Genomic DNA, 23,106 nt, shown 5'->3' with positions numbered 1-23,106 from the left:
CCACGAATGAATCCGGCCCTGCTTGTGGGTGAAACTTACGCGTGAGCCTTGATGGCGTTCGCGAGAACCTCCAGGCCGTCAATCAGCAGTTCGTCGCTGATGACCAGCGGCGGGAGCAGGCGGATCACGTTGCCGTAGGTACCGCAAGTCAGGATCACGACGCCTTCTTTGAGGCAAGCAGCCGCAACAGCCTTGGTGAGCTCGGCGTTCGGTTCCTTGGAGCCGGACTGAACGAGCTCGATGGCCAGCATGGCGCCGCGGCCACGGATGTCGCCAACCACGGAAACTTCTTCAGCCAGTTCGCGGAGCTTGCCCAGGGCGAGCTCTTCGATGTGGCGGGCGCGACCGTTGAGGTCGTGCTGTTCCATGGTGTCGATGGCTGCCAGTGCTGCGGCGCAGGCAACCGGGTTGCCACCGTAGGTGCCGCCGAGGCCGCCGGGGTGAACGGCGTCGAGGAGGTCGGCGCGGCCGGTGATGGCCGAGAGCGGAAGGCCGCCGGCGATGCCCTTGGCCATGGTGATGATGTCCGGGACAACACCTTCGTGGTCAACGGCGAACCACTCGCCCGTGCGGCAGAAGCCGGACTGGACCTCGTCAGCGATGAAGACGATGCCCTTTTCCTTGGCCCATGCGGACAGTGCCGGGAGGAAGCCTTCGGCCGGAACAATGAAGCCACCTTCGCCCTGGATGGGTTCGATGATGATCGCGGCAACCTGGTCGCCACCGATCTGCTTCTCGATCATGGTGATGGCGCGCTTGGCAGCCTCGGCACCGGTGATTTCCGGGTTCTCTTCACGGAACGGGTAGCTCATGGGCATGCGGTAGACCTCGGGCGCGAACGGGCCGAAGTTGGTCTTGTACGGCATGGCCTTGGCAGTCAGTGCCATGGTCAGGTTGGTGCGGCCGTGGTAGGCGTGGTCGAAGGCTACGACGGCGTCGCGGCCGGTGGCCAGGCGGGCAACCTTGACGGCGTTTTCGACGGCTTCAGCGCCGGAGTTGAACAGCACGGTGCGCTTGGCGTGGTCGCCCGGGGTGAGGCGGTTGAGCTGCTCGGCAACTGCAACGTAGCCCTCGTACGGGGTCACCATGAAGCAGGTGTGGGTGAAGTGCGTGGCAGCTTCCTGGACAGCGGCGACGACGGCGGGATCGGACGCGCCGACGCTGGTCACGGCGATGCCTGAGCCGAGGTCAATGAAGGAGTTGCCGTCGACGTCGCGGATGATTCCGCCGTCGGCGTCTTCAACGTAGACAGGGACGCCGGACGCAACTCCGGCAGCAACGACGGCGGCGCGACGCTCGGCAAGTGCCTGCGACTTGGGGCCGGGGAAGGTGCCGTTGATGTTGCGCTTCTGCTCGATGCGGTACGAGAGCTCGTTCGCGGTGGTGGTCATGGGGTGGTTGCCTTTCTGGGAAATTCGTACGGGTTACGCGGCTGCGCTATGCAGCCGGGTTATGCATCGAGTGCGGACATGACGTGCTTGATGCGCGTGTAGTCCTCAACGCCGTACATGGAGAGGTCCTTGCCGTAGCCGGACTGCTTGAAGCCACCGTGCGGCATCTCTGCCGTCAGGAGGATGTGGGTGTTGATCCAGACTGCACCGAAGTCAAGGTCGCGGCTCATGCGCATGGCCGTGCCGTGGTCGGTGGTCCAGACGCTGGACGCCAGGGCGTATTCGACGTCGTTGGCCAGCTCCAGCGCTTCTTCTTCCGAGCTGAACTTTTGGACAGTGATGACCGGGCCGAAGGTCTCCTTCTGCACAATGTCATCGGTCTGCTTGGCGCCGGAGATGATGGTGGGTTCGAAGAAGAAGCCCTTCTCCCCTGCCCGGTGGCCGCCGGTCTCGATCTTGCAGTTGGCCGGCAGGTTCTCCACCACGGACGTGACCGCGTTGAAGTGGTTCACGTTGTTGAGCGGGCCGAAGTAGTTGTCTTCGTCGTTCTGCGAACCGGTGTGCAAGGTCTTGGTGTGTTCGACCATGGCTGCCACGACGTCGTCGTGAACGGAGTCTTCCACCAGAACGCGGGTGATGGCCGTGCAGTCCTGGCCGGCGTTGAAGAAAGCGAACTCGGCGATGGCCGCGGCGCTCTTCTTGATGTCTGCGTCCTTGAACACAATGGCCGGAGCCTTGCCGCCAAGTTCCAGGTGGGCACGCTTGAGGCCCTTGGCTGCGCCGCTTGCCACGGCGATGCCTGCGCGGACGGAGCCGGTGATGGAAACCAGCCCGGGGACCTTGTGGTCAACCATCATGGCGCCGGTTTCGCCGGTGCCGAGGACAACGTTGAGGACACCGGCCGGGAAGATCTCCCCGGCGAGCCGCGCAAGCACGAGGGTGGATTCGGGGGTGGTGTCCGAGGGCTTCAGGACCACGGTGTTGCCCGCGGCCAGCGCGGGGCCGATCTTCCAGATAGCCATGAGGAACGGGTAGTTCCACGGAGCAACCTGGGCCACCACGCCGATCGGTTCGCGGCGTACGTAAGAGGTGTGGCCCTCGAAGTACTCGCCCGCGGACTTGCCTTCCATGATGCGGGCAGCGCCGGCGAAGAAGCGGAGCTGGTCTGCGCCGGCGGCAACTTCCTCTGAGGCGATCAGGGAGCGGACCTGTCCGGTGTTGCGGTGCTGGGCTTCGACCAGTTCGTCGCTGTTGGCCTCCACGGCGTCGGCGAGCTTGAGGAGCATCAGCTGGCGCTGGCCCGGGGTGGCCTTCTTCCAGGACTTGAAGGCCTGGTTGGCCGCAGTCATGGCGGCGTCCACGTCTTCCTGCACCGAAATCGGCGACTTGGCAACGATGTCCCCGGTGGCGGGGTTCACGATGTCCAGAAGACCCGTACCTGCCGGCGTAACGAATTCGCCGTTGATGAAGTTCTGCAAGGTTTGAACCACGGTGTGCAACCCTCTTTCGGAGTCTGGGCATGGGTTTAGCTGATCAGAGCCTATGCCAGGGAGGTGGACCAAGGAATAGCCAGCTGCACACACAAGAACCCTCCGCTTAGTGCGCTTGACCAGTGCCGGGTTAGGCTTTAAAGCATGGCAATGTCCCTCGCTTCGCTCGTCGCTGTCCCTTCCCTGAAACTCCGCCAGGCCGGCCTTGCCGAAACTACCTGGAACCAGGACATCAGCTGGGTTGCCGTGACGGAACTGGAAGATCCCCAGCGCTTCCTCAGCGGCGGCGAATTGGTCCTTACCACCGGGCTCCGCCTCAAGAGCGCCGCGGACCAGCGGCGGTTCGTTCGTCAGGCCCAGCGCGCCGGCGCGGTGGGGATCGGCTTCGGCATCGGCCTCACCCACGAGTCCGTTCCGGAAGCCCTCATCGCCGAAGCCAACCGCTGGGGTTTACCGCTGGTGGAAGTCCCCTACGAGACCCCCTTCATAGCCATCGGCAAACTGGTGGCGGAATCGCATTCGGCTGACCACTACTCCAACTTGGAGCGACTCCTTGCCGGGCACCAGATCCTGGCACGCTCGCTCCTCACCGGCGGCGGCCTGAACGAGCTCCTCAAACAATTAGGCAGCATGCTCCGCACCGACGTGGTGCTCACCCAGTTCAGCGCGCAGCTTTACAACAGCGTGGCTGGGAAACCGGCCCCGACGGCGGACGGCTGGGCTTCGTATCCGATTCCCACCGGCCGCAGGGATGCCTGCACGCTGTGGCTTAGGCAGCCTTTTGTGGACTCCGGGATAGTCAGCTACGCGCAGAACCTCATCAGCGTTGAGCTCAACAACATGGTCAAGCAGCGCCAGTCCCAGCGCGCCATGGCCGGGCAAGTGCTGGACGACGTTATCCACGGCACCCTGGAGAGCATCGAGGCCGCCCGGCGCCTGGCTGGAGTGGGCATCAACAGCACCAGGAAGAACGTGGTGCTCGTGGCGGAGTCCACAGCACACCACAAGCAGCTGGTCAGCATTTCCCTGCCCCAGGCGCTGGAAGCCGGCGTGAGCGCCGTCGTCGGGAAGGACCTGGTCACGGTCATCAACGACGACGGCAGCTCGGCCACCGCTCTGGCCAAAAGCCTCAGTGATCACTTGCAGGAGGCCGGAATCCACGCCGTGATCGGCATCGGCGGTGCCTACACGAAGCCAAACGGCCTGCGCTGGAGCTACTTTGAAGCGCGCGACGCCGTGGCGCACGGCTTGCCGGTCAACGAACCTGAACGGCTGAGCCTGACGTCGCTGTTGCTCGCCAGCGAGGATGTTCCTTTGGCGGATATGGCCAGCGAGTCCCTCACGCCGCTGCGGAAGTTCGATGCCGCCCACGGCGCCGAACTGGTGACCACGCTGGAAAGCTACCTGAACCACAATGGGTCAGTGGCCGCCGTCGCCGAGGCCTTGACCCTGCACCGCAATACGGTGCGTTACCGTTTGGCGCAAATCACAGAACTGACGGGCTACGACCCCTCACAGACGCAAGACCGGGTGCAGCTATGGCTTGCCCTTGCCGTGCAGCGGCTGGGTTCGCGCAACCCGCGGTAGTCCCCCGAAAATCACCAGCGCGGAGAGGTTCACCACAAAGTTCTAGACATTAGACGTCAAACGTCTAACCTTTAGGTATGGCCGCGACGACTCCTCTTACCCCCAGCACCGGAAACATCCCTACTGTGAGCAGCGCCCAGGTTGCCCCCGCAGTCCTTGCGAACCCTTCGGCTCCCAAGACGCGCGTCGTCGCCGTCGTCGGCATTATTGCCGTGGTGCTCATCGGCCTGAACCTTCGGGCAGGCATCACCAGTGCCGCTGCCCTGTTCCACGATCTGCAGCAAGTGCTGGGCTATGGCGCGTTGGTGGCCTCCATCCTGCCGTCCATTCCGCTGTTGTGCTTTGCGGTTGCGGGCATGGGAACGTCATGGCTCACGCGTCGGGTGGGTGTGGAGAAAGCCATCGCAATTGCGCTGGCACTGCTGGCTGGCGGCCTGCTGGTCCGCGGCGTTCCGGTAACAGGTGCACTCCTCGGAGGCACCGTCCTGGCGATGTCCGGCCTCGCCGTGTGCAACGTGGCCATGCCGTCCTTCATCCGCGAGCACTACTCCGAGCGCACCTCCATGATGACAGGCCTCTATACCTTCACCATGTCCGGCGGCGCCACCTTCGCCGCAGTCGTCAGCGTTCCCTTGGCCCAGGAGCTCGGTTCCCCGTCCATGGGCCTGGCTGCCTGGGGCTTGCTGGGCGTCGCGGCCCTGCTTGGATTCCTGCCGGTAGTCCTGCACACTCACCGGAACACCACCAAAACTGATCGCCCAAGGGTCTCCATGTGGCCTCTCCTGCGCACCCGCTTGGGCATCCTGATCACCGCGATCTTCACCTTCCAGGCGTTCCTTGCCTACGCCGTGATGAGCTGGTTTGCATACATCCTCACGTCCCAAGGCCTCAGCGCCTCCGAAAGCGGCCTGCAGTTTGGCGTGATGCAGCTGGTGTCCGTTGCCGCCGGCATGATCCTGTTAGCCTTCGGCTCCCGCCCGGGAATGCTGCGCCCCGCACTGTATCTCGCCAGCAGCTCCACGCTGGTGGCCATTGCCGCCATGCTCTGGCTGCCGACGTCGTTGGCCGTTGTCCCTGCTGTTCTTTTCGGGTTGGGCTTGGGCATTTTCCCGCTGGTTCTGGTGATCATCAGCCGCAGCGGACGTTCGACGGCGGAAACCACCGCGCTCTCCACCATCGCCCAATCGCTGGGATACTTGATTGCGGCAATTGGTCCCTTTGGCATGGGACTTCTCCACAGCGCGACCGGCGGCTGGGTGTTGCCCCTGAGCCTGCTGTCGGTGGTTGCCGTGGCGCTCATGGTTACTTGCCACATGCTCACCAGTAAGCGCACTGCCACCAAGACCGGACCGAGGACAGCATGACCCTTACGCCTTCGCATCGCCCGGCCCTTGCCGAGGAGATCACCGCCAAGCTGCGGGACATGATCAAGTCCGGTGAATGGCCGCTCCAGGAGCGAATTCCTGCCGAGCCCGAGCTCATGTCCACACTGGGCGTTTCGCGCGGCACCCTCCGCGAAGCCATCAAGGCGCTGGCCCACTCCGGCATGCTGGAAGTCCGCCGCGGCGATGGCACCTACGTCAGGGCCAACAGCGAGATGTCCGGCGCAGCCCAGCGCATGTACCTGGAGCACACCCAGGAACATATCGTGGAAGTCCGCCTGGGCCTGGACACCCAAGCAGCCCGTCTGGCCACCAAGCATGCCACCACCGAAGACCTGGCCGAGATGCGGCGCCTCCTTGCCCTCCGGCACGATGCCTGGCAGGCCGGGGACTACCCCACCTGGGCCAGCGCCGACTGGGAATTCCACGAGCGCGTAGCCCTGGCCTCCGGCAATCCGCTACTGCACCAGCTCTACGCTTCCTTCGGCGGCGTCTTCCACAACGATCTCCTGCGCCAGCAACGCAAGGGTGGCTTCAATGGCATCCCTCGCGAAGGCCACGACGAATTGGTTGATGCCCTCGAAGCACATGATCCCGATGCCGCCGTGCAGAGCGTGTACCGGAATCTGGATTACTGCTCGGACTCAGCGCCTCGGTAACTTTCGGCGATGAAGGCGACGAAGACGATGAAGGTGATGCTGAGGAACGACTCAGGGCGTGTCCGGTTGACACGTGCCCTCAGGAAAAGTCCAAACTGGTCGTATGGTCATCCGCGTTCACACCGAACCCAACTGCGGTAACGCGCCTCGGCATGAGGTTGCCCGCCGCTTAGCCGTAGCTCTCGCAGGCGCTGATTCAACAGAACTGGAATCGCTGCTCTCTCCCGATGCCGAGTGGGACGTTCTGGGAAAGGCAGCATCCCGGGGCCTACCTGCAATTCTTGCCAATGCCGAGCCGAGGAGCCCGGCCGTCGAGCTACGTGTTCTCTCGGTCATCACCCACGGCAGGGAAGCAAGCATTGACGGCGTGACGCTGTTCAAAGACGGTCAGGTGGTGAACTTCTGCCATGTGCTTCGTTTCGCGAACACCGCAAAGACCGCAGCGATCACAAAAATCCGGACCTATGAGGCAACGCCATAAGGCGTACCCTGCTGGTACCTCTGCACCGGATCGGTGCGCTGCGCCGCCTTGATGGCTTGGAATAGCCTGGCCCCAGTCAGGACAGGACCGCAACGCATCAGGTTGCCACCTCGATCCCCGCCCCGGCCGCGTCCCTGAACCTCGCATTGACCAGCACCACGTCGCGCCCGGCCCGGTCCAGCAGGCTCGCGGCAACACCCGCCCGGTATCCAGTGGCGCAGTGCACCCAGATCCGGGCATCCGGTACCTCCGTGATCCTCCCCAGGAGCTCGTAAACGGGGATGTTCAGCGCACCCGCCACGTGCGAGGTCCCGAACTCATCCGGACGGCGAACATCCAGGACCACGTCCTCAGGGTTCCGCTCCCTCAACAGCAACGTCCAGTCCCCGTGCGGGTATCTGGCACGGGGAGACTCCGGCGCCAGCGCCCCAATCTCCAGAGGTGTTGGGTCAGGCCCGACGGCGGCATCCGGGCTGTCGATGCCGATCCTCGCCAGATCGCGGATCGCCTTTTCCACTTCCGCCAAAGGCCCCAGTAACGTCAGTGGCTGGTTCCACGGGATCACCCAGCCGAGGTAGCTGGTGAAATTCTCTCCGCGGCCGTACTCAAAACTCACGCTGCCCTGGAGATGGCTGTCCGCGAAGGCTACGCGGTGCCGCAAATCCACCACCCACTCCCCGGCCCTCAACCGCCGGCCCAGCTCACCGGCATCCACGGAATCCGGCACGGACAGGTCCGCTGCGCCCGGACCGGCGGCGTTGAGAGGGCTCATGTGGGCGTAATACGCGGGGTACGCCGTGAGATTCTCCAGCAACTCTGCAACAAAGTGGTCCTCGTCAGGGTCCGTCAGTGCGTGGTTGGAGAGAGCTTGCTCGCCAATGGTTGACGATTCCTGGCGGCTGGCAGGCCCGGTCGAGCAGAAGGATCCGAAGCCGTGGGTCGGGTAGAGCGGAGCGTCTGGATGAGCCGAGGACACCAATCGACGGACCGATGAATACTGATGGTGTGCCAGCGTCGCGGTGTCATGGGGCGAGACCAGGTCCGTCCGCCCCACCGAGCCGTAGAGCAAGCTGCCGCCGGAAAACACAGCCTCCGGGCCGCCGTCGTGCGCTACATCCCGCACCACATATGACAGGTGCGTATGGGTGTGCCCGGGAGTCGCCACCACGGTGACCAAGAGGCGGCCGACGCGGAGGACCTGGCCATCGGAAACGGGGACACGGGTGAACGTGACGTGGTCCTCGGCGTTCACCAGATAGGCAGCCCCGTGTTTTTCGGCCAGCACCAACCCGCCGGTGATGTAGTCGTTATGGAGGTGGGTTTCGGCCACGTGCGTAATACGGACTCCCGAGTCCCGCGCAGCGGCTTCCACCCGGTCAATGTCTCGTTGGGGATCAACTACCAGAGCCACATCGCCGTCGTGCACAAGGTAGCTGCGGTCGCCCAACGGAGGAGTTTCGATGACGACGACATCCATGCTTCAGGGTACCGCTGAGGCCCAGAACCGCTGGGTTTAAACAGGAGCGGGGCCACCCAAATGAGTGACCCCGCCCTGCAAGGAACGACTAGACCTGTGCGGCTACGCCATCACGGGAAATGTTGACCATGTCCTCGCGCGGTACAACCTTGATGCGCTCACGCTTGACCTCAACACCGTGGGAGGTGCCGGCCTCGGTTGCTGCGGCGCCGAGGGCGAGCTCGTGGGCGTCCAGTGCCAGCCAGCCTTCCCAGCTGGTGAACTTCACGCCGCGGGAGTCCAGGAGATCAACCACTGCATCAGCTGCGGGAACCTCGGCAACCGGCAGGTTCTCGCGGTCTTCCAGCAGGTACGTGACGGTTTCCAGGGCGTCGCCCTTGGTGTGGCCGATCAGGCCTACGGGACCACGCTTGATCCAGCCCGTGGCGTAGAGGCCCGGGACGTGCTGGCCGTCGGCGTCCAGGACGCGGCCGCCGTCGTTGGTGATGACGCCCTTCTTGTGGTCGAACTCGACGTCCGGCAGGGCCGAACCGAAGTAGCCGATTGCGCGGTACACGGCCTGGACCGGGTAGTCGACGAACTCGCCGGTGCCGCGGGCGTTGCCCGTGCCGTCCAGTTCGGTGCGCTCGAACTTGATGCCGGCAACCTTGCCCGGAGTCTCGGCGGAGTCAACGATCTCCACCGGGCTGTGCAGGAAGTGAAGGTGCAGGCGGCGGGAAGCCTTCAGCTCGGAGAGGTCCTCGGGCTGCTCGGCGATCCAGTTGGTGAGCGTGCCAACCATGGTCTTGATCTGGTTGTTCGTCTGGACCTGGCGGTCGGACTCTTCGTCGAATTCGAAGTCCTCGGCGTAGAGGATGATGTCTACGTCCTTGGAGTGCGAGAGTTCGCGGAGTTCCAGCGGGGTGAACTTCACCTGTGCCGGGCCGCGGCGGCCGAAGACGTGCACGTCCGTAACGGGTGAGGCCTTCAGGCCGGCGTAGACGTTGTCCGGGATTTCGGTGACCAGCAGGTCATCAGCGTGCTTGGAAAGAACACGCGCTACGTCCAGGGCCACGTTGCCGTTGCCGAGGACAGCGATTTCGGTGGCCTCCAGCGGCCATTCGCGGGGAACGTCCGGGTGTCCATCGAACCAGGAAACGAAGTCCGCGCCACCGAAGGAACCCTCAAGTTCGATGCCCGGGATGTTCAGGTCCGCGTCCTTGATGGCGCCGGTGGCGAAGATGATGGCGTCGTAGTGCTTGCGGAGGTCCTCAATGGAGATGTCCGTGCCGTAGTCCACGTTGCCGAAGAAGCGGATGTCGCCGCGGTCCAGAACCTTGTGCAAGGCGTTGACGATGCCCTTGATGCGGGGGTGGTCCGGTGCGACGCCGTAGCGGATCAGGCCGTACGGTGCCGGGTAGCGATCGAAGAGGTCGATGCTGACCGTGAGTTCGCCGCTCTTGACGGCCTCGCTCTTGGTCAGGATGTCCGCTGCGTACACGCCGGCCGGGCCGGAGCCGATGACGGCGACGCGAAGCGGACGGTCCGCAGAACCTACGGGGGTGCTAATTGACACGGCTGTGTTCCTTCTTCTTCTCAGTTACTGCGGACGCGGGGACGGTTGGGGGTAATAGTGCTGTAGTCAGCGGTCTTGAAATGTTGCGGGGCAAAGGGGCTGACACGGACCACATCGCCGATCACAATGACCGCCGGGTTGGCCACGCCGACGGCTTCCGCCTGGTCCGCAATGGTGCCCAGAGTGCCGATGGTGACGCGCTGATCCGGCAAATACCCGTTCTCTACGATACCTACTGGCGTGTCCAAAGGCAGACCCGAGCCTGCCAGCGCAGCCGCGGAATCACGCAATTGCGCCACTCCCATGAGCAAAACCACAGTGTGATCGGGGCGTGCGGGGACTTCGGACAGCTCTTCGTGGCCGGTCACCACGCTGAAGCCTTTGGCCAGGCCACGGTGCGTCACCGGGATACCGGCGGCGGCCGGAACCGAGATTGCCGACGTCACGCCGGACACTACTTCAACCTCGACGCCGTTCTGCCGGCAAAATTCTGCTTCCTCGCCTCCGCGCCCCAGGACGTAGGGGTCGCCGCCTTTGAGGCGGACCACGCGGTTGCCCTTCAGGGCTTCCTCCACCAGGATGCGGTTGATCTCCAGCTGCGGCACGGGATGATGGCCGGGCGTCTTGCCTACCTCGATCACGCGGACATCCGGAGCGAGTTCTTTCAGCAGCTCACGGGGGCCAAGACGGTCCGCCACTACGACGTCGGCCTGGCCCAGCAGGCGTCGGCCGCGGACGGTGATGAGTCCCGAGTCGCCGGGGCCGCCACCCACCAAAGCCACAGAGCCAAGGGGTGCCTTGCCGGCGGCGTCCAGCTTACGGTGCCGGCGGAGCGGAAGATCACCCGTTTCCAGTGCGGTGGCAACAGCGTTGCGAAGGGCCATGGCGCGGCGAGGGTCTCCCCCGGCATTGATGGCGATCTTGACGTCGTCCACCACGGCAACGGCCGGCGTCCAGGCAGCGGATGCTTCGTGATCAGAGGCGTTGACACACCAGACGCGCTGAGCTTCGGCGTCGGCCGCTACCTGGGTGTCCACAGCGGCTGTGCCAGTGGCGGTCTGGACGAACCAGACGCCGTCGAGGTCCGAGGTGCGGTACTCGCGCGGCTCCCAGGTGAGAAGCCCGGATGCTGCCTGACCGCGAAGTGTTTCGGTGGCAACGGGTGCGACCACGGTGACTTCAGCACCGGCGTCGAGCAGTCCCTTGGCGCGACGCTGCGCAACGGGGCCGCCGCCAACCACCAGCACCGGGCGGCCGAGCAGCCGCAGGGCGGTGGGGTAAATGTCCTGTATTGCCATGAAAAAACTGTAGGGCGGCTCCGTAACATGCTTCAAAGGCTCGGAAACACCCGGTAACGCTGGGTAATCCAACGTCACATAATTCCCCGCTCAAGTCGGAGAAACACTGTCCCTGAGCCTCAAGTAATAGGCCCGCTGCTCCTTGCCGAGGTGCTCGATCGCGTAACGAAGCGCCGTCCGCGGCATGGTGGCAGCGTGTTCATCCAAGAAAGCCAGGAGGCGCTCGCGGCTACTGCGCCCGGCATCCCGGACCCAACCACCCACGGCTTTGTTAATGAGGTCTTCAGTGTCATGGAGCAGGATCTCGGCGATGGCGAAAGTGTCGTCCAGCTGGCCTTCGCGGATGAACGCCGACGTCGCCACGATCGCTGTCCGGCGCTCCCACATGTCCTCCGAACGGGCCAAGTGATAGAGGGGATCGCGCGGCTTATCCATCAGCCACCCACCCACAACCCGTCCGGCACCCAGGTCAACAAGGTCCCAGTTGTTGATGCGGTCGTGCCTGCGCAGATACAGCTCGTAAAGTTCCCTGCGCCGATCTTCAGTGGTCTTCTTTTTCTGCATTTGCAGGGCCATGATCTTCACGGCCCCGGCCCTTGCCTCGTGGATGTCCTGCTCCAGGAGTTCCTCAATCTCCTTCGGGGGCATGGCTGCGAACTCCTTGCCGAGAGTGAAAACCTCGCCCATGCGGACGCCCAGGAAAAAGTCACCCTCGGCATAGTCTCCCTGGCCCGTCTTGAAATACCGCTGGTATTTGGCCTGTTCGACGTCGGACTGCCGCACTTGCAGCCGTGCCAGAAACTCGACGGCGGTGGGCTGGGTGCCAGGCGCCAGCGCGGCTCTTGGGGACTTGCCTGCCTTGGGGGCCTTGGCAGCGGTGGCCGTCTTCCCGGTGTTGAGTTTCTTACCGGTGTCTGGGGTCTTTCCGGACTTGGGGGTCATCCCTCAATAATGCGCCTAAAAGACCGACCAGCCAGTACGCGTAGTGAATTCGTCCAGCGCGGCCACACCAGCCACCGAGTTGCCCGACCTTCCCAGGCCGGGACTCCACACACTGATGGAGCACTTGTTGGGCACCACGGCCACTATCCCTCCGCCGACGCCACTCTTGCCCGGCAGCCCCACCCTGTACGCGAATTCGCCCGCAGCATCGTAGGTACCGCAGGTGAGCATGACAGCGTTGATTCTTTTGGTCTGCGCGGGGGAAAGCACCAGTGTCCCGTCTGCACCCAAACCGTTGGATGCAAGGAACCGGGTTGCGAGCGCCAGGTCTTCGCACGTCATGGCCAGGGCGCATTGCTCGGCGTAGGAGTTCAGGACCTCCTCCACGGGGTTTTCCAAGTTGCCGCAGCTCGCCAGGAAATGCGCCAGCGAGGCGTTGCGGTGCCCTTTGCCCAATTCGGAGGACGCCACGCGGTGATCCGTGTCGACGCCGGTGTTGCCGGTCTCTTGGCGCATCAGGTCCCGGACGGCGTGGGCGGCGTTGCCCGTCAGGCTAAGGAGCCTGTCCGTCACCACAATGGCTCCGGCGTTGATGAACGGGTTCCGGGGAATGCCGTCCTCGCTCTCGAGCTGAACCAGTGAGTTGAAGGGGTTGCCCGACGGTTCACGGAAAACCCTCTTCCAGATGTGGTCGCCATCGGCAGCCAACACCAGGGCGAGGGCGAAGACCTTGGAGATGCTTTGAATGGAGAATTCCACATGGGCGTCCCCTGCGGAGAAGACATCGCCTTCCCGGGTGACTACCGAGATCCCGAATTGATGCGGGTCTACTGCGCCGAGTTGCGGGATATAGTCCGCTACTTTGCCTTGGCCGATGTGCGGTTGAACCGCCCCGACAATGTCTTCGAGAAGGTTTTGAATGTCCACGGGATAACCTTTGCTTTCTGCGTAGCCCCCTCGCCGTTGAAGGGACTGACAAGTGTTCGCGCGCTCTTGGCGCAACAACACACAGCCAGCAACACTACCTGCCTTAAAGCGGCTCCGTGTGGACCGCTGGCGTACACGCGGGGACGTTACGCACAGCCATAGGTTATGTGGCCAGGTGTGGACTCCATCCGATGGCAGGGGCTACGTGCTTTGCTACGTTCCTCAGGAGCTTGGCGTTGTAATCCACTCCCAGCTGGTTGGGCACAGTGAGCAGCACGGTGTCAGCCGCTTGAACCGCAGCGTCCTTGGCAAGTTCCTCTGCCAACTGATCCGGCTCCCCGATGTAGCTTTTGCCGAAGCGGGACAGCGCGCCGTCGAGGACGCCCACTTGGTCCTTGCTGTCGGCTTGGGCGCGGAGGCCGAAGTAGTGGTTGTCCACCTCGTCCACGATCGGGATCACGCTGCGGCTGACGGAGATCCTCGGCTCAAGGTCGTGCCCGGCTGCGGCCCAGGCCTCACGGAACATGTGGATCTGTTCGGCCTGCAACTCATCAAACGGCACGCCTGTGTCCTCGGTGAGGAGTGTGGAGCTCATAAGGTTCATGCCCTGCTCTGCGGCCCACACGGCAGTTTTCCGGGTGCCGGCTCCCCACCAGATCCGCTGTGGGAGGCCCGGTGACTGGGGTTGGATGGGTAGCAGCCCCGTGGCTCCGCCAGCGTAGTGTGGATCGGCTTCGGCAACACCGTGCCCGGCGATGGCTTTTCGGAACAGCGCCGTGTGACGCCTCGCCATGTCTCCGCCATCCTCACCGTCGGCTGGGACGTAGCCAAAGTTCGCGGCGCCGTTCCGGGCAGGCTCGGGTGAACCGCGGCTCACGCCGAGCTGCAGACGCCCATCGCTGATGAGGTCCGTGGCGGCGGCTTCCTCGGCCATGTAGAGCGGGTTTTCGTAGCGCATGTCGATCACGCCTGTGCCGATTTCGATCCGGCTGGTCCTGGCCGCGATCGCGCTGAGGAGCGGGAAGGGAGAAGCCTGCTGCCGGGCGAAATGGTGGACCCGGAAGAAAGCCCCGTCTATGCCCAGTTCCTCCGCCGCGACAGCGAGTTCAATCCCCTGCTTCAGGGCCTCCCCGGCCGTGGGAACCAATGAGCCAGGTACACGCGCCCAGTGTCCGAAGGAGAGGAAGCCGATCCGTTTCTTGTGCATGCTCAGGACAACCGTGCGGGGGGCGAGGGAATTCCATGGGGTCTCATTGCTTGCCCTACTCAGCCGAAAATAGTTGTAATTGATACCCCCCGGGGGTATAGTGAAGGTGTTGTCAGGATCCAGCCCACAAGCTGGTTCCAACCACATTGGCCCGCGACGTCCGGCAAAGCCGCGGCCGTCTTCGGAGGAGACCAAAATGGCACATCACCACCAACCACCGCTCAAGGAGAACAGCCCCGGCCCGGGTGGTCACACCCACGCAGTCCACCAACACTCCCCGGCACAAACGTCCAACGCCTTGGGACACCAGGACCGCGACGACCACGCCGTTCACAGCCACGGCCAGCACGCAGGGCACAGCACAGCCATGTTCAAGGACCGGTTCTGGCTGACCTTGGTACTGTCCGCTTTTGTTGTCTATTTCAGCCCAATGTTTGCCCACCTCCTGGGTTACATGCCCCCGGAATTCCCCGGCTCCGCATGGATACCACCGGTCCTTGGCACGGTGATCTACTTCTACGGAGGCCTGCCGTTCCTCAAGGGCGGACTAAAAGAACTCAAGTCCCGGCAACCCGGGATGATGCTACTGATCAGCATGGCCATTTCCGTGGCTTTTGCGGCATCCTGGGCAACCAGCCTGCGCCTTGGAAACTTCGACCTCGATTTCTGGTGGGAACTGGCGCTGCTGGTAGCCATCATGCTGCTGGGCCACTGGATAGAGATGCGCGCCCTGGGTTCCGCGCAAGGCGCATTGGACGCACTGGCCGCGTTACTGCCTGACGAGGCCGAACTCATCACAGACAGCGGAATCACCACAGTTCCGGTAGCCACCCTCAAAGCAGGAGACATGGTCCTGGTCCGGTCAGGGGCACGCATGCCGGCTGACGGCACGATCGTGGACGGCCAAGCCGAGTTTGATGAATCCATGATTACGGGCGAATCGAAGACCGTGCTGCGCGGAGCGGATGATCCCGTTGTGGCCGGGACCGTAGCCACCGACAATACCGTCCGGGTGTCCCTCACTGCAGTCGGCGACCAGACAGCCCTGGCAGGCATTCAGCGGCTGGTTGCTGAAGCGCAGGCGTCGTCCTCGAAGGCGCAGGCGCTCGCGGACCGTGCCGCAGCATTCCTGTTCTATTTCGCCACCACGGCCGCCATCGTGACCTTCGCAGCCTGGACTCTGCTCGGCAACCTTCCGGAGGCTGTAACCCACACTGTTACAGTGCTGGTCATTGCGTGCCCTCATGCCCTCGGTCTGGCTATTCCGTTGGTCATCGCAATTTCCACCGAACAGGCTGCACGGGCCGGTGTCTTGATCAAGAACCGGATCGCGTTGGAACGGATGCGCGGAGTGGATGTTGTCTTGTTCGATAAGACCGGCACCCTGACGAAAGGGCAACCAGAGGTGAGCGACATTGCGGCGGCAGCAGGAACCGATCCTGAGGAGCTGCTTGCTTTGGCCGCGGCGGTCGAGGCAGCCAGCGAGCACCCCGTGGCCCGGGCCATTGTGCGGGCCGCAGGCAGCAGGGGTCTTGATGTCCCGCCTGCAACGGATTTCGTTTCCATGACAGGCCGGGGAGCACGCGCAGTAGTCAACGGGCGCCCGGTATACGTCGGCGGCCCGGCGTTGTTACGCGAATTGGCCCTGGTGGAACCGAATGAACTTGCGGCCTCCACGCAGGAGTGGATGGATCGCGGCGCAGCTGTCCTGCACATTGTTGAAGACAACCGCATAGTGGGGGCGATCAGCATGGAGGACGCAATCCGTGCAGAATCCAGGCAGGCAGTGTCCGCACTGCAGCGACGCGGCATCAAGGTGGCAATGATCACCGGAGACGCCTCCCAAGTCGCCGCCACTGTTGGCAACGAGCTGCAGATCGATGAAGTCTTCGCCGAAGTTCTTCCGGCGGACAAAGATAAGAAAGTGGCTGAGCTTCAAGCACGCGGGCTCAAAGTGGCCATGGTCGGGGACGGGGTGAACGATTCTCCCGCGCTAGCCCGGGCCGAGGTCGGGATAGCCATCGGTGCCGGGACCGACGTCGCCATGGAGTCGGCCGGAGTGATCCTGGCTGGAAACGACCCCCGGGCCGTTCTTTCCATGGTTGATCTGTCACGCGCGAGCTACCGGAAAATGTGGCAGAACCTCGTTTGGGCCACCGGCTATAACATCATCGCCGTTCCATTGGCGGCGGGAGTTCTGGCATTCGCGGGGATTGTCCTTTCCCCCGCCGCCGGAGCCGTTCTGATGTCCGTATCCACCATCGTGGTGGCGCTGAACGCCCAGATGCTGCGCCGGATAAAACTCAACCCTGCACAGGTTCGCTAATGCCAGTAGCCTTAAAGCCAGCACATCAGGGAGGAGGGTTGTCATGACGACACAACGATCCGGCACCGCATCAGCAGTGCTCAGGGTTGCCCTCGTGACTGCTGTGCTGGCCCTCATCACTGGGATCCTGGGCATGCATATAGTGGCCGGTGCCCATGCTTCGCATCCAGCGCACGCCGCTTCCGTGAATCCCGGAGCCGACCCCAGTGGGACCGTAGCCGTAAGCCACGGAGCCGCGACGTCCACGCCCGTCAGCTACGGCGCCAATTCCCACGACCACTCCGATCACGGGAAGCCCGTCGCCGAGAAAGACCCCGCATCCGGAAGCCCGTCTACGTTACCCGGTGAAATTCCGGCAGCATCGGACATGGATCTCTCGCAATGCTTGTGCTCAGGCAATTGCGCGGAAGGGCATTCCGTCAGCGTCCATTGCATTCCCAATGTGGCCGCCAGCAGCATGGCAGCACCCGACCCCGGCAGGCCGGTGTGGTTGGTACGACTGACCACGGCAACAGGAAATGCCGCGCTGGCGCCTCCCACACACTCTCCTCGCAGTCCCTCGCCGGGCGAATTGTCCATCAGCAGAACATAGGCCGGGCTAAATGCTCCTCGCTCCGGCGGAGGGGCTTAGCTATGCCAACAGAGAGCTTCCAGCGCTGTCTGTCCACAACTGATGACCAATTTGCACATGCGGTGCCGTTCCCCCTGACGATCACCGCGCCACCGAGGTACCCCAAAGGAAACTTACACATGAATGCCAAGAAGTTCTTCCCCCTTACTACAGCAGCCGTGGCATTGTCACTCGCTGTGGCCGGCTGCAGCGCAACTCCGCCCGGACCAGGCTCCATGCCGGGAATGAGTCACGGCAACGCCAGTGCGCCCGCGAGCAGCAGCTCCGCAGATCACAACGCGGCGGACGTCATGTTTGCCCAGATGATGATTCCCCATCATGCCCAAGCGGTGGAGATGTCCGATGCCATGCTCGCAAAGGCCAACATTCCTGCCGCAGTAACGGAGTTGGCCAATAAGATCAAAGCGGCTCAGGCACCCGAAATTGAGAAGATGACGGGCTGGCTCCAGAGCTGGAACATGCCGGTCATGGGTTCCTCAGGCCATGGCGGCCACGGCATGGACGGCATGCTCAGCGAAAGCGAACTCCAGAAACTCAGTGAAGCCCAGGGCACGGAAGCGTCCAAGCTCTTCCTCTCACAGATGATTGCCCACCATGAAGGCGCCATCAGCATGGCCAAGACGGAGATCAACCAAGGCAAGTTCCCGGAGGCCATCCAGTTGAGCAAGGACATCGTGACCTCGCAGGAGAAGGAGATCCAGGAGATGAAAACCCTGCTGGCCACCCTCTAGCAGGCCTGTTGCACGGCGAACGCACGACGGCGGCAGGTCGCCGTCGTGCGTTCGCGTCGGGTTTTCCGCCAGGCACCGCAGTCTCTACCGCCTGGCGCCCCCGTAACCTCTGGCGCGGAAGGCGCGAGAGGGAGCGGTCCCCACGCCAAAAAGGTGCGTCCGACGGAAACGGGCACGCGTCCGCCATCCAACAGGCGGACACGGGTAACGGAAAGGGTGCGCGGTGCGGGCCCGGCCCTCAATCAGCTCGTCGATAGTGCATGTAGACCGCGCCGTTGCTGAGCGGCTCCGATGAGACAAGCTTGAGGCGCCGGGTGCTGGGCAGCCCGCCCTGATACAAAGTGGGCCCGTGGCCAGCGATCATGGGTTGGATAAGGAATTTGTATTCGTCGATTAAATCTAGGCGGTCCAGTTCTGTGGCTAGTTTGCCGCTGCCGACCAGCACGCCCTCGGGGGTCCTGTCCTTGAGATCCTGCACCGCCGTGCGCAGATCGCCAACAAGGTGGTGGCTATTGGTCCAAGGGAAGTCGGTGCGCGTGGACGATACGACGTACTTGGGTATTGTCTCCAGGGTCAGCGCCCACTCCCGCAACGCTGGCGGTGCGTCTACTTCACCGCTTGCCACCAAGGGCCAATAGCTCTCCATCATTTCGTAGGTAGTACGGCCCCAGAGCATTGCACCGCCCTGCTCCAGGAGACGGGTGAAGAGGGCATGAGTCTCGTCGTCCGCGATTCCCTCCCGGTGGTCGACGCAACCATCAAGAGTGACGTTGATACTAAACGTTAGAAGGCCCATTCGACGATTCTAGGTGCGCGCAGAGAGCGGAGGAAGGGGAGCCAGAAGCCGATGGGGTGTGAACCCGCGAACAGGAGTTTGTGTACACATAATGCCCCTAAGAAGTGCTCTTAAGGGCATTATGTGTACGAAAACTCCGGAGGGTTAGCGGCTGCTTCCCGCCAGCAAACCCCGACGCTGCAGCAAACGCTTCTCAATGGGCCCGAACACAAGCAGTTCGATCAGGATTCCCACAAACAGGATCAGCAGGATCGCGGACATCACGATTGTCATGTCGGAGAGCAAACGCCCCTGATCCAGCAGCGAGCCCAGGCCGAACCCAATCGTTCCGCCCACTGCGATGATCTCTGCGGCCATGAGTGAGCGCCAGGAGAAGGCCCAGCCCTGCTTCAAGCCGCCGATGTACCCGGGAAGAGCTGCTGGCAGGACAATCTGCAGTGCCATCTGGAGACGGTTCGCTCCGAGAACTGTGCCCACACTGCGGTACTGCGGCGGGATCTGGTCCACACCGGAGATGAGCCCGTTGATGATGGATGGGATAGCGCCCATGAACACCACGAAGTAGACGGTGGCGTCAGTGAGGCCAAACCAGATGATGGCAGCGGGAACCCATGCCACGGAAGGGAGCACCTGCAAACCGGAAATGAGCGGCCCGAACGCACGGCGCAAGGGAGCCACTTGAGCCAGGATCAACCCCACGGGGGTAGCGATGACCACCGAAATCAGGAAGCCGATCACACCACGCTGCAGCGATGTCCACACTGCTTCCTGGACTTTACCTTCGCCCCACATAGTGACGAACTGGGTGAGAACGTCCAGGGGCCCGGGAACCAGGTCACGTCGTTTGAACTCGAGGGATACGTAGAACTGCCACGCAAGAATCAGGACCACCAAGGCGGCAACAGGCAGCAGTACCCGTTTCCATTCGATGCCGGCTTTACGTCCGCTGTCCGACTGGAGGTTGTCCAGGCCTGCTTCAAGGTCCCGGAGTTCCGAGGCGTTGCCCTTCAGCGACGGCGAGGTGATGTGCTCTTTGGAATCTGTCACGGGAAGGGTCCGCTCTTCGGTGGTGATGGGGTTACTTGGCATGGCGGCGGATCTCCTCGCGAAGGCGGCGCGTGATGGTTCCGGTGAGCTCCCCTGCGCGCCCGGCATCGGTGCGGTGCTCTTCGGTGACGTCCCATTCGGCCACCACACGGCCGGGACGCGAGGAAAGCAGCAGTACGCGTTGGCCCAGGCGAACGGCCTCGCGGACGTTGTGGGTAACGAACACGATGGTCCGGCCCGTTTCCTTCCAAATCCGCTCAAGTTCATCGTGCAGAAGGTCGCGGGTGATGGCGTCAAGGGCAGCAAACGGCTCGTCCATCAGCAGCAACTGACGGTCCTGAGCCAAGGAGCGAGCCAAGGCAACGCGCTGCCTCATGCCGCCTGACAGTTCGTGGGGACGCTTATCCCCCGCGCCGCCCAAATGCACCAGTTCCAAGAGTTCCGTGGCGCGGGCACGCCGGCTGCCCTTGGTGCTGGACTTGTCTGCAAGCTGCAACGCCAACTCAATGTTTCCGCGCGCGGTCAGCCAAGGGAACAGGGACGCGTCCTGGAACATGAAGGCGGCACCGTCGCTGGGTACTTCAAGAGCGCCCGACGTCGGCCTTTCCAGTCCCGCCATGATGTTCAGCAGGGTGGACTTGCCGCAGCCGGACGCACCGAGGAGGGCAACGAACTCGCCCTGCGCGATGGTGGCGTTGACGTCGTCCAGCACCGGGGCGCCGTCGCCGAAGCGCTTGCCCAGGTTCTCGAGTACGACTGGCATGGTCCCGTCCTTCGTGTTGATTGGTAGAGCTGATGCGGCCAAAGGCCGGCCCGCTCCCCCGTTTATTGGGAAGCGGACCAGCCTGTTACTGCTTAGTCCTGGCCGAGACCTGCAGCTGAGGTCTTCTTGCCTTCAACCTCGTTCAATGTGCGAAGGTCGAAGATGCCGTTGATATCGGCCTTCTGAGTGGTTCCGGCTTTGACGCCGTCTTCCAGGAGCTTGTTGTAGGTTCCAGCCAGCGGATCGGTGGTGAACTTGATGTTCTGCAGAGCGCGTTCAATCACGTTCGCGGGAAGCGGCTTGCCTGCCGTGTCCTTGAGAACCGCGTTGATGGTGGTCGCCTTCTCCTCAGCCGAGGCCGAGTTGAGCCAGTTCACGGATTCAACGTGGCCCTTCAGGAGCGCCTTCACGGTTTCCGGGTGTTCGGCAGCGAACTTCTTGTTCACGATCAGGATGGTGGTAGTGAAGTCACCGTTCTCCCAGAGGTCCTTCTCGTCAACCAACACCTTCGCTCCGGCTTCGAGCACCAGACGGGAGGCCCAAGGCTCAGGCAACCACGCGCCGTCGAGCTTTCCGTCTTGGAAGAGCTTCAGCGACTGGGCGTTCTCGGTGGGGTTGATGTTCACGTCGCCGCTGCCATCGGTGTTGGTCTTGAAGCCTTGATCGCCCAACCAGGCTCGGAGGGCCACATCCTGGGTTCCGCCGAGCTGCGGGGAGCTGAGGATCTTGCCTTTGAGGTCGGCTGCGGAGGTGATCTCCGGCTTGACCACCAGCTGGGCACCGCCTGAAGCGGCACCGGCGATGATGCTGATGGACTCGCCCTTGCTCTTGACGAAGGAGTTGATGGCCGGGTTCGGGCCGATGTACGTGGCGTCGATGGCGCCGGCGTTCAAGGCTTCGATTGCGGCGGGGCCGGCGTTGAAGACCTGGGTGCTGAGCTTGGTTTCGCCAAGTTCCTTGGCAATGAGGCCCTGGCTGGTGCCTACCAGCGCGGGGCCGTGCGTGACGTTGCTGAAGTATCCGAGTTTGAGTTCGGCTGCAGGCGTGGTGGTGGGTGCCGGTGCAGCTTGGTTGTTTTGCGAGACAGCGGAAGCAACTGCAGCGCCTGCACCGATCAGCAGCACGAGGCCGACAGCCAAGCCGATCTCTAATGTGCGGCGGCGCTTGGGCTTGGATGCGGATTCACCGGCGACGATGCGGGTGGTGCCCGTGTTGGGCGACTCGGGTGTGTTAGCCATGGGGGTGGGTCCTTAGGAGATGTGGGATGCGAGAGGGGCGAAGATCAGGCCCCGTGACATCGCCCGTCGAGGGCAAGCAAGGACCATTCCGGAGAGGTCATGCCTTCACAGTAGGGACTGTCATATTTCGGCTTCAATCCCGTAGAAATCAAGGTTCACGCAGGTTCACGTGGCGTCATATTCGCTGCTAGGCCTTCAATGTCGCGTGGAGTTGTGCGGCAGCATCCACCTATGAGATGGGCGCCCCGGTCAAGCCAAAAAGCTGCGTTGCCCGCCAAAGTTCCGTTACCTTGAACGCCCTCCGAAGGACCCCACGTCTTGGTCACAGCATCGTAGGTCTCCCCCGAATTCGGGTACGCCACCAGCGGCTTGGTCGAGGACTTCTGAAGGTTGCCAAGCGCTTCGGTCACCAGTTCCAGCGGCACGCAATTGACGCCGACGGCGGCCACCCGCGGTTCCGCGCTGAGCAACGCAGCCACGTCCGCGATCGGCGTTCCGTCACTGATGTGGCCGCTGTCCCGCAGCGTGAACGTAAACCAGGATTCGACGTCGAACTCCGCCACGAGCGCCAAGAGCGCCTCTGCTTCGGCGTACGACGGCAGGGTCTCGCATGCCAGGAAATCCGCACCGGCCTCCACGAGCGCAGAGATGCGCGGGCGGTGGAAGTCCCGGAATTCCGCGGCGGAAAGCGTGTAATCGCCGCGGTATTCAGAGCCATCAGCGAGGTAGGCGCCGTACGGGCCAACGGATCCGGCCACCAATAAAGGCCCACTCGCTGAACCTTCCGCCAAGGCTTCCTGCCGTGCTTCGTCGGCCAAACGGACGCTCAAAGCCACCAGCTCCAACGACTCTTCAACGGACAGGCCACGCCGTGCGAAACCCTGCGGCGTCGCCTGGTAACTGGCTGTGATGGCCACGGAGGCCCCGGCGTCGAAGTAGTCCCGGTGAACCTGCTTGATCAGGTGCGGCTGCTCCAGCAGGACCTTGGCCGACCACAATGCGTCCTCCAGGTCGCATCCGTGGGCCTCCAGTTCCGTGGCCAAAGCACCGTCCAGGACCAGGTCCGTGCCGGCGTTGAGGAGAGTGCTGAGCGAGGTGTTCTGTGGCATGGGTCCTTCCCCAAAAAGAAAACCGCAGCCTGTTCGAAATTCCCGCCGTACAACGTGAGGAGTCGCGAA

General features: G+C 63.1%; 20 protein-coding genes. 7 read left to right on the top strand and 13 right to left on the bottom strand.

Annotated features, from left to right (window positions below):
- Positions 1–35 precede the first annotated feature (35 nt).
- Both gabT and EU811_RS09765 read right to left on the bottom strand, forming a co-directional pair.
- Complete coding sequence (gene gabT / locus EU811_RS09770) at positions 36–1,391, bottom strand: 4-aminobutyrate--2-oxoglutarate transaminase (RefSeq protein ID WP_142938274.1); 1,356 nt, start codon at positions 1,389–1,391, stop codon at positions 36–38.
- Positions 1,392–1,450: 59 nt separating this feature from the next.
- Complete coding sequence (locus EU811_RS09765; RefSeq protein WP_142938273.1) at positions 1,451–2,881, bottom strand: gamma-aminobutyraldehyde dehydrogenase; 1,431 nt, start codon at positions 2,879–2,881, stop codon at positions 1,451–1,453.
- Between the two features lie 144 nt (positions 2,882–3,025).
- Here EU811_RS09765 and EU811_RS09760 point away from each other — a divergent pair, with 144 nt between their 5' ends.
- The 4 genes from EU811_RS09760 to EU811_RS09745 all read left to right on the top strand — a co-directional run bounded on the left by EU811_RS09760 (position 3,026) and on the right by EU811_RS09745 (position 6,990).
- Entirely contained in the window at positions 3,026–4,468 is a 1,443-nt protein-coding gene (locus EU811_RS09760; protein WP_142938272.1) for a PucR family transcriptional regulator, read from the top strand.
- Between the two features lie 77 nt (positions 4,469–4,545).
- Entirely contained in the window at positions 4,546–5,832 is a 1,287-nt protein-coding gene (locus tag EU811_RS09755) for an MFS transporter (protein ID WP_142938271.1), read from the top strand.
- On the top strand, positions 5,829–6,509 hold the full coding sequence (locus EU811_RS09750; protein WP_142938270.1) for a FadR/GntR family transcriptional regulator: 681 nt from the start codon (positions 5,829–5,831) through the stop codon (positions 6,507–6,509). Before EU811_RS09755 ends, EU811_RS09750 begins: the two co-directional genes overlap by 4 nt.
- A 103-nt stretch (positions 6,510–6,612) precedes the next feature.
- Entirely contained in the window at positions 6,613–6,990 is a 378-nt protein-coding gene (locus EU811_RS09745; protein WP_142938269.1) for a hypothetical protein, read from the top strand.
- A gap of 97 nt (positions 6,991–7,087) precedes the next feature.
- On the opposite strand, the gene EU811_RS09740 is transcribed toward EU811_RS09745, so the two are convergent.
- From EU811_RS09740 to EU811_RS09715, 6 genes are all read right to left on the bottom strand, one after another.
- Positions 7,088–8,467: an MBL fold metallo-hydrolase gene (locus EU811_RS09740; protein ID WP_142938268.1), complete on the bottom strand. Its 1,380-nt coding sequence runs from the start codon at positions 8,465–8,467 to the stop codon at positions 7,088–7,090.
- 88 nt (positions 8,468–8,555) lie between these two features.
- Positions 8,556–10,022, bottom strand: coding sequence for an FAD-dependent oxidoreductase (locus tag EU811_RS09735; protein ID WP_142938267.1), 1,467 nt, complete (start codon positions 10,020–10,022; stop codon positions 8,556–8,558).
- 20 nt (positions 10,023–10,042) lie between these two features.
- Positions 10,043–11,320, bottom strand: coding sequence for a uroporphyrinogen-III C-methyltransferase (gene cobA, locus EU811_RS09730; RefSeq protein WP_142938266.1), 1,278 nt, complete (start codon positions 11,318–11,320; stop codon positions 10,043–10,045).
- Positions 11,321–11,410: 90 nt separating this feature from the next.
- On the bottom strand, positions 11,411–12,262 hold the full coding sequence (locus EU811_RS09725) for a DNA alkylation repair protein (protein ID WP_238703381.1): 852 nt from the start codon (positions 12,260–12,262) through the stop codon (positions 11,411–11,413).
- 15 nt (positions 12,263–12,277) lie between these two features.
- Positions 12,278–13,189 (bottom strand): glutaminase, encoded by a 912-nt coding sequence (locus EU811_RS09720; protein ID WP_142938265.1) that lies wholly within the window; start codon positions 13,187–13,189, stop codon positions 12,278–12,280.
- 163 nt (positions 13,190–13,352) lie between these two features.
- Positions 13,353–14,396, bottom strand: coding sequence for an LLM class flavin-dependent oxidoreductase (locus EU811_RS09715; protein ID WP_142938264.1), 1,044 nt, complete (start codon positions 14,394–14,396; stop codon positions 13,353–13,355).
- Positions 14,397–14,592: 196 nt separating this feature from the next.
- On the opposite strand from EU811_RS09715, the gene EU811_RS09710 reads away from it, so the two are divergent.
- The 3 genes from EU811_RS09710 to EU811_RS09700 all read left to right on the top strand — a co-directional run bounded on the left by EU811_RS09710 (position 14,593) and on the right by EU811_RS09700 (position 18,084).
- The gene (locus EU811_RS09710) at positions 14,593–16,722 is read left to right on the top strand and encodes a heavy metal translocating P-type ATPase (RefSeq protein ID WP_142938263.1); all 2,130 of its coding nucleotides are present in this window, start codon (positions 14,593–14,595) and stop codon (positions 16,720–16,722) included.
- Between the two features lie 43 nt (positions 16,723–16,765).
- Positions 16,766–17,314, top strand: coding sequence for a hypothetical protein (locus tag EU811_RS09705; protein WP_142938262.1), 549 nt, complete (start codon positions 16,766–16,768; stop codon positions 17,312–17,314).
- Between the two features lie 158 nt (positions 17,315–17,472).
- A complete protein-coding gene (locus tag EU811_RS09700; RefSeq protein WP_142938261.1) occupies positions 17,473–18,084 on the top strand; it encodes a DUF305 domain-containing protein in 612 nt (203 codons plus the stop codon).
- A 238-nt stretch (positions 18,085–18,322) separates the two neighbouring features.
- Here EU811_RS09700 and EU811_RS09695 read toward each other — a convergent pair whose 3' ends face one another.
- From EU811_RS09695 to mmuM, 5 genes are all read right to left on the bottom strand, one after another.
- Positions 18,323–18,880 (bottom strand): dihydrofolate reductase family protein, encoded by a 558-nt coding sequence (locus tag EU811_RS09695; RefSeq protein WP_142938260.1) that lies wholly within the window; start codon positions 18,878–18,880, stop codon positions 18,323–18,325.
- A 144-nt stretch (positions 18,881–19,024) separates the two neighbouring features.
- Positions 19,025–19,969: an ABC transporter permease gene (locus tag EU811_RS09690; RefSeq protein ID WP_011775722.1), complete on the bottom strand. Its 945-nt coding sequence runs from the start codon at positions 19,967–19,969 to the stop codon at positions 19,025–19,027.
- Complete coding sequence (locus EU811_RS09685; RefSeq protein WP_142938259.1) at positions 19,959–20,690, bottom strand: ABC transporter ATP-binding protein; 732 nt, start codon at positions 20,688–20,690, stop codon at positions 19,959–19,961. The genes EU811_RS09690 and EU811_RS09685 overlap by 11 nt, the downstream gene beginning before the upstream one ends.
- Before the next feature lie 92 nt (positions 20,691–20,782).
- Entirely contained in the window at positions 20,783–21,928 is a 1,146-nt protein-coding gene (locus EU811_RS09680; protein WP_142938258.1) for an ABC transporter substrate-binding protein, read from the bottom strand.
- A 155-nt stretch (positions 21,929–22,083) separates the two neighbouring features.
- Entirely contained in the window at positions 22,084–23,037 is a 954-nt protein-coding gene (mmuM, locus tag EU811_RS09675) for a homocysteine S-methyltransferase (RefSeq protein WP_142938257.1), read from the bottom strand.
- Between the last annotated feature and the right edge of the window lie 69 nt (positions 23,038–23,106).

This window comes from Arthrobacter sp. TS-15 (assembly GCF_006964045.1).
Lineage (GTDB): Bacteria > Actinomycetota > Actinomycetes > Actinomycetales > Micrococcaceae > Arthrobacter.
This window is presented reverse-complemented; position numbering and strand designations above follow the sequence as displayed.

Coding starts and splice junctions, on each gene's coding strand:
- EU811_RS09685 (WP_142938259.1), bottom strand. CDS start 20,690: ATGCCAGTCGTACTCGAGAACCTGGGCAAGCGCTTCGGCGACGGCGCC.
- EU811_RS09715 (WP_142938264.1), bottom strand. CDS start 14,396: ATGCACAAGAAACGGATCGGCTTCCTCTCCTTCGGACACTGGGCGCGT.
- cobA (WP_142938266.1), bottom strand. CDS start 11,320: ATGGCAATACAGGACATTTACCCCACCGCCCTGCGGCTGCTCGGCCGC.
- EU811_RS09680 (WP_142938258.1), bottom strand. CDS start 21,928: ATGGCTAACACACCCGAGTCGCCCAACACGGGCACCACCCGCATCGTC.
- EU811_RS09745 (WP_142938269.1), top strand. CDS start 6,613: ATGGTCATCCGCGTTCACACCGAACCCAACTGCGGTAACGCGCCTCGG.
- gabT (WP_142938274.1), bottom strand. CDS start 1,391: ATGACCACCACCGCGAACGAGCTCTCGTACCGCATCGAGCAGAAGCGC.
- mmuM (WP_142938257.1), bottom strand. CDS start 23,037: ATGCCACAGAACACCTCGCTCAGCACTCTCCTCAACGCCGGCACGGAC.
- EU811_RS09690 (WP_011775722.1), bottom strand. CDS start 19,969: ATGCCAAGTAACCCCATCACCACCGAAGAGCGGACCCTTCCCGTGACA.
- EU811_RS09700 (WP_142938261.1), top strand. CDS start 17,473: ATGAATGCCAAGAAGTTCTTCCCCCTTACTACAGCAGCCGTGGCATTG.
- EU811_RS09695 (WP_142938260.1), bottom strand. CDS start 18,880: ATGGGCCTTCTAACGTTTAGTATCAACGTCACTCTTGATGGTTGCGTC.
- EU811_RS09750 (WP_142938270.1), top strand. CDS start 5,829: ATGACCCTTACGCCTTCGCATCGCCCGGCCCTTGCCGAGGAGATCACC.
- EU811_RS09740 (WP_142938268.1), bottom strand. CDS start 8,467: ATGGATGTCGTCGTCATCGAAACTCCTCCGTTGGGCGACCGCAGCTAC.
- EU811_RS09755 (WP_142938271.1), top strand. CDS start 4,546: ATGGCCGCGACGACTCCTCTTACCCCCAGCACCGGAAACATCCCTACT.
- EU811_RS09760 (WP_142938272.1), top strand. CDS start 3,026: ATGGCAATGTCCCTCGCTTCGCTCGTCGCTGTCCCTTCCCTGAAACTC.
- EU811_RS09705 (WP_142938262.1), top strand. CDS start 16,766: ATGACGACACAACGATCCGGCACCGCATCAGCAGTGCTCAGGGTTGCC.
- EU811_RS09710 (WP_142938263.1), top strand. CDS start 14,593: ATGGCACATCACCACCAACCACCGCTCAAGGAGAACAGCCCCGGCCCG.
- EU811_RS09725 (WP_238703381.1), bottom strand. CDS start 12,262: ATGACCCCCAAGTCCGGAAAGACCCCAGACACCGGTAAGAAACTCAAC.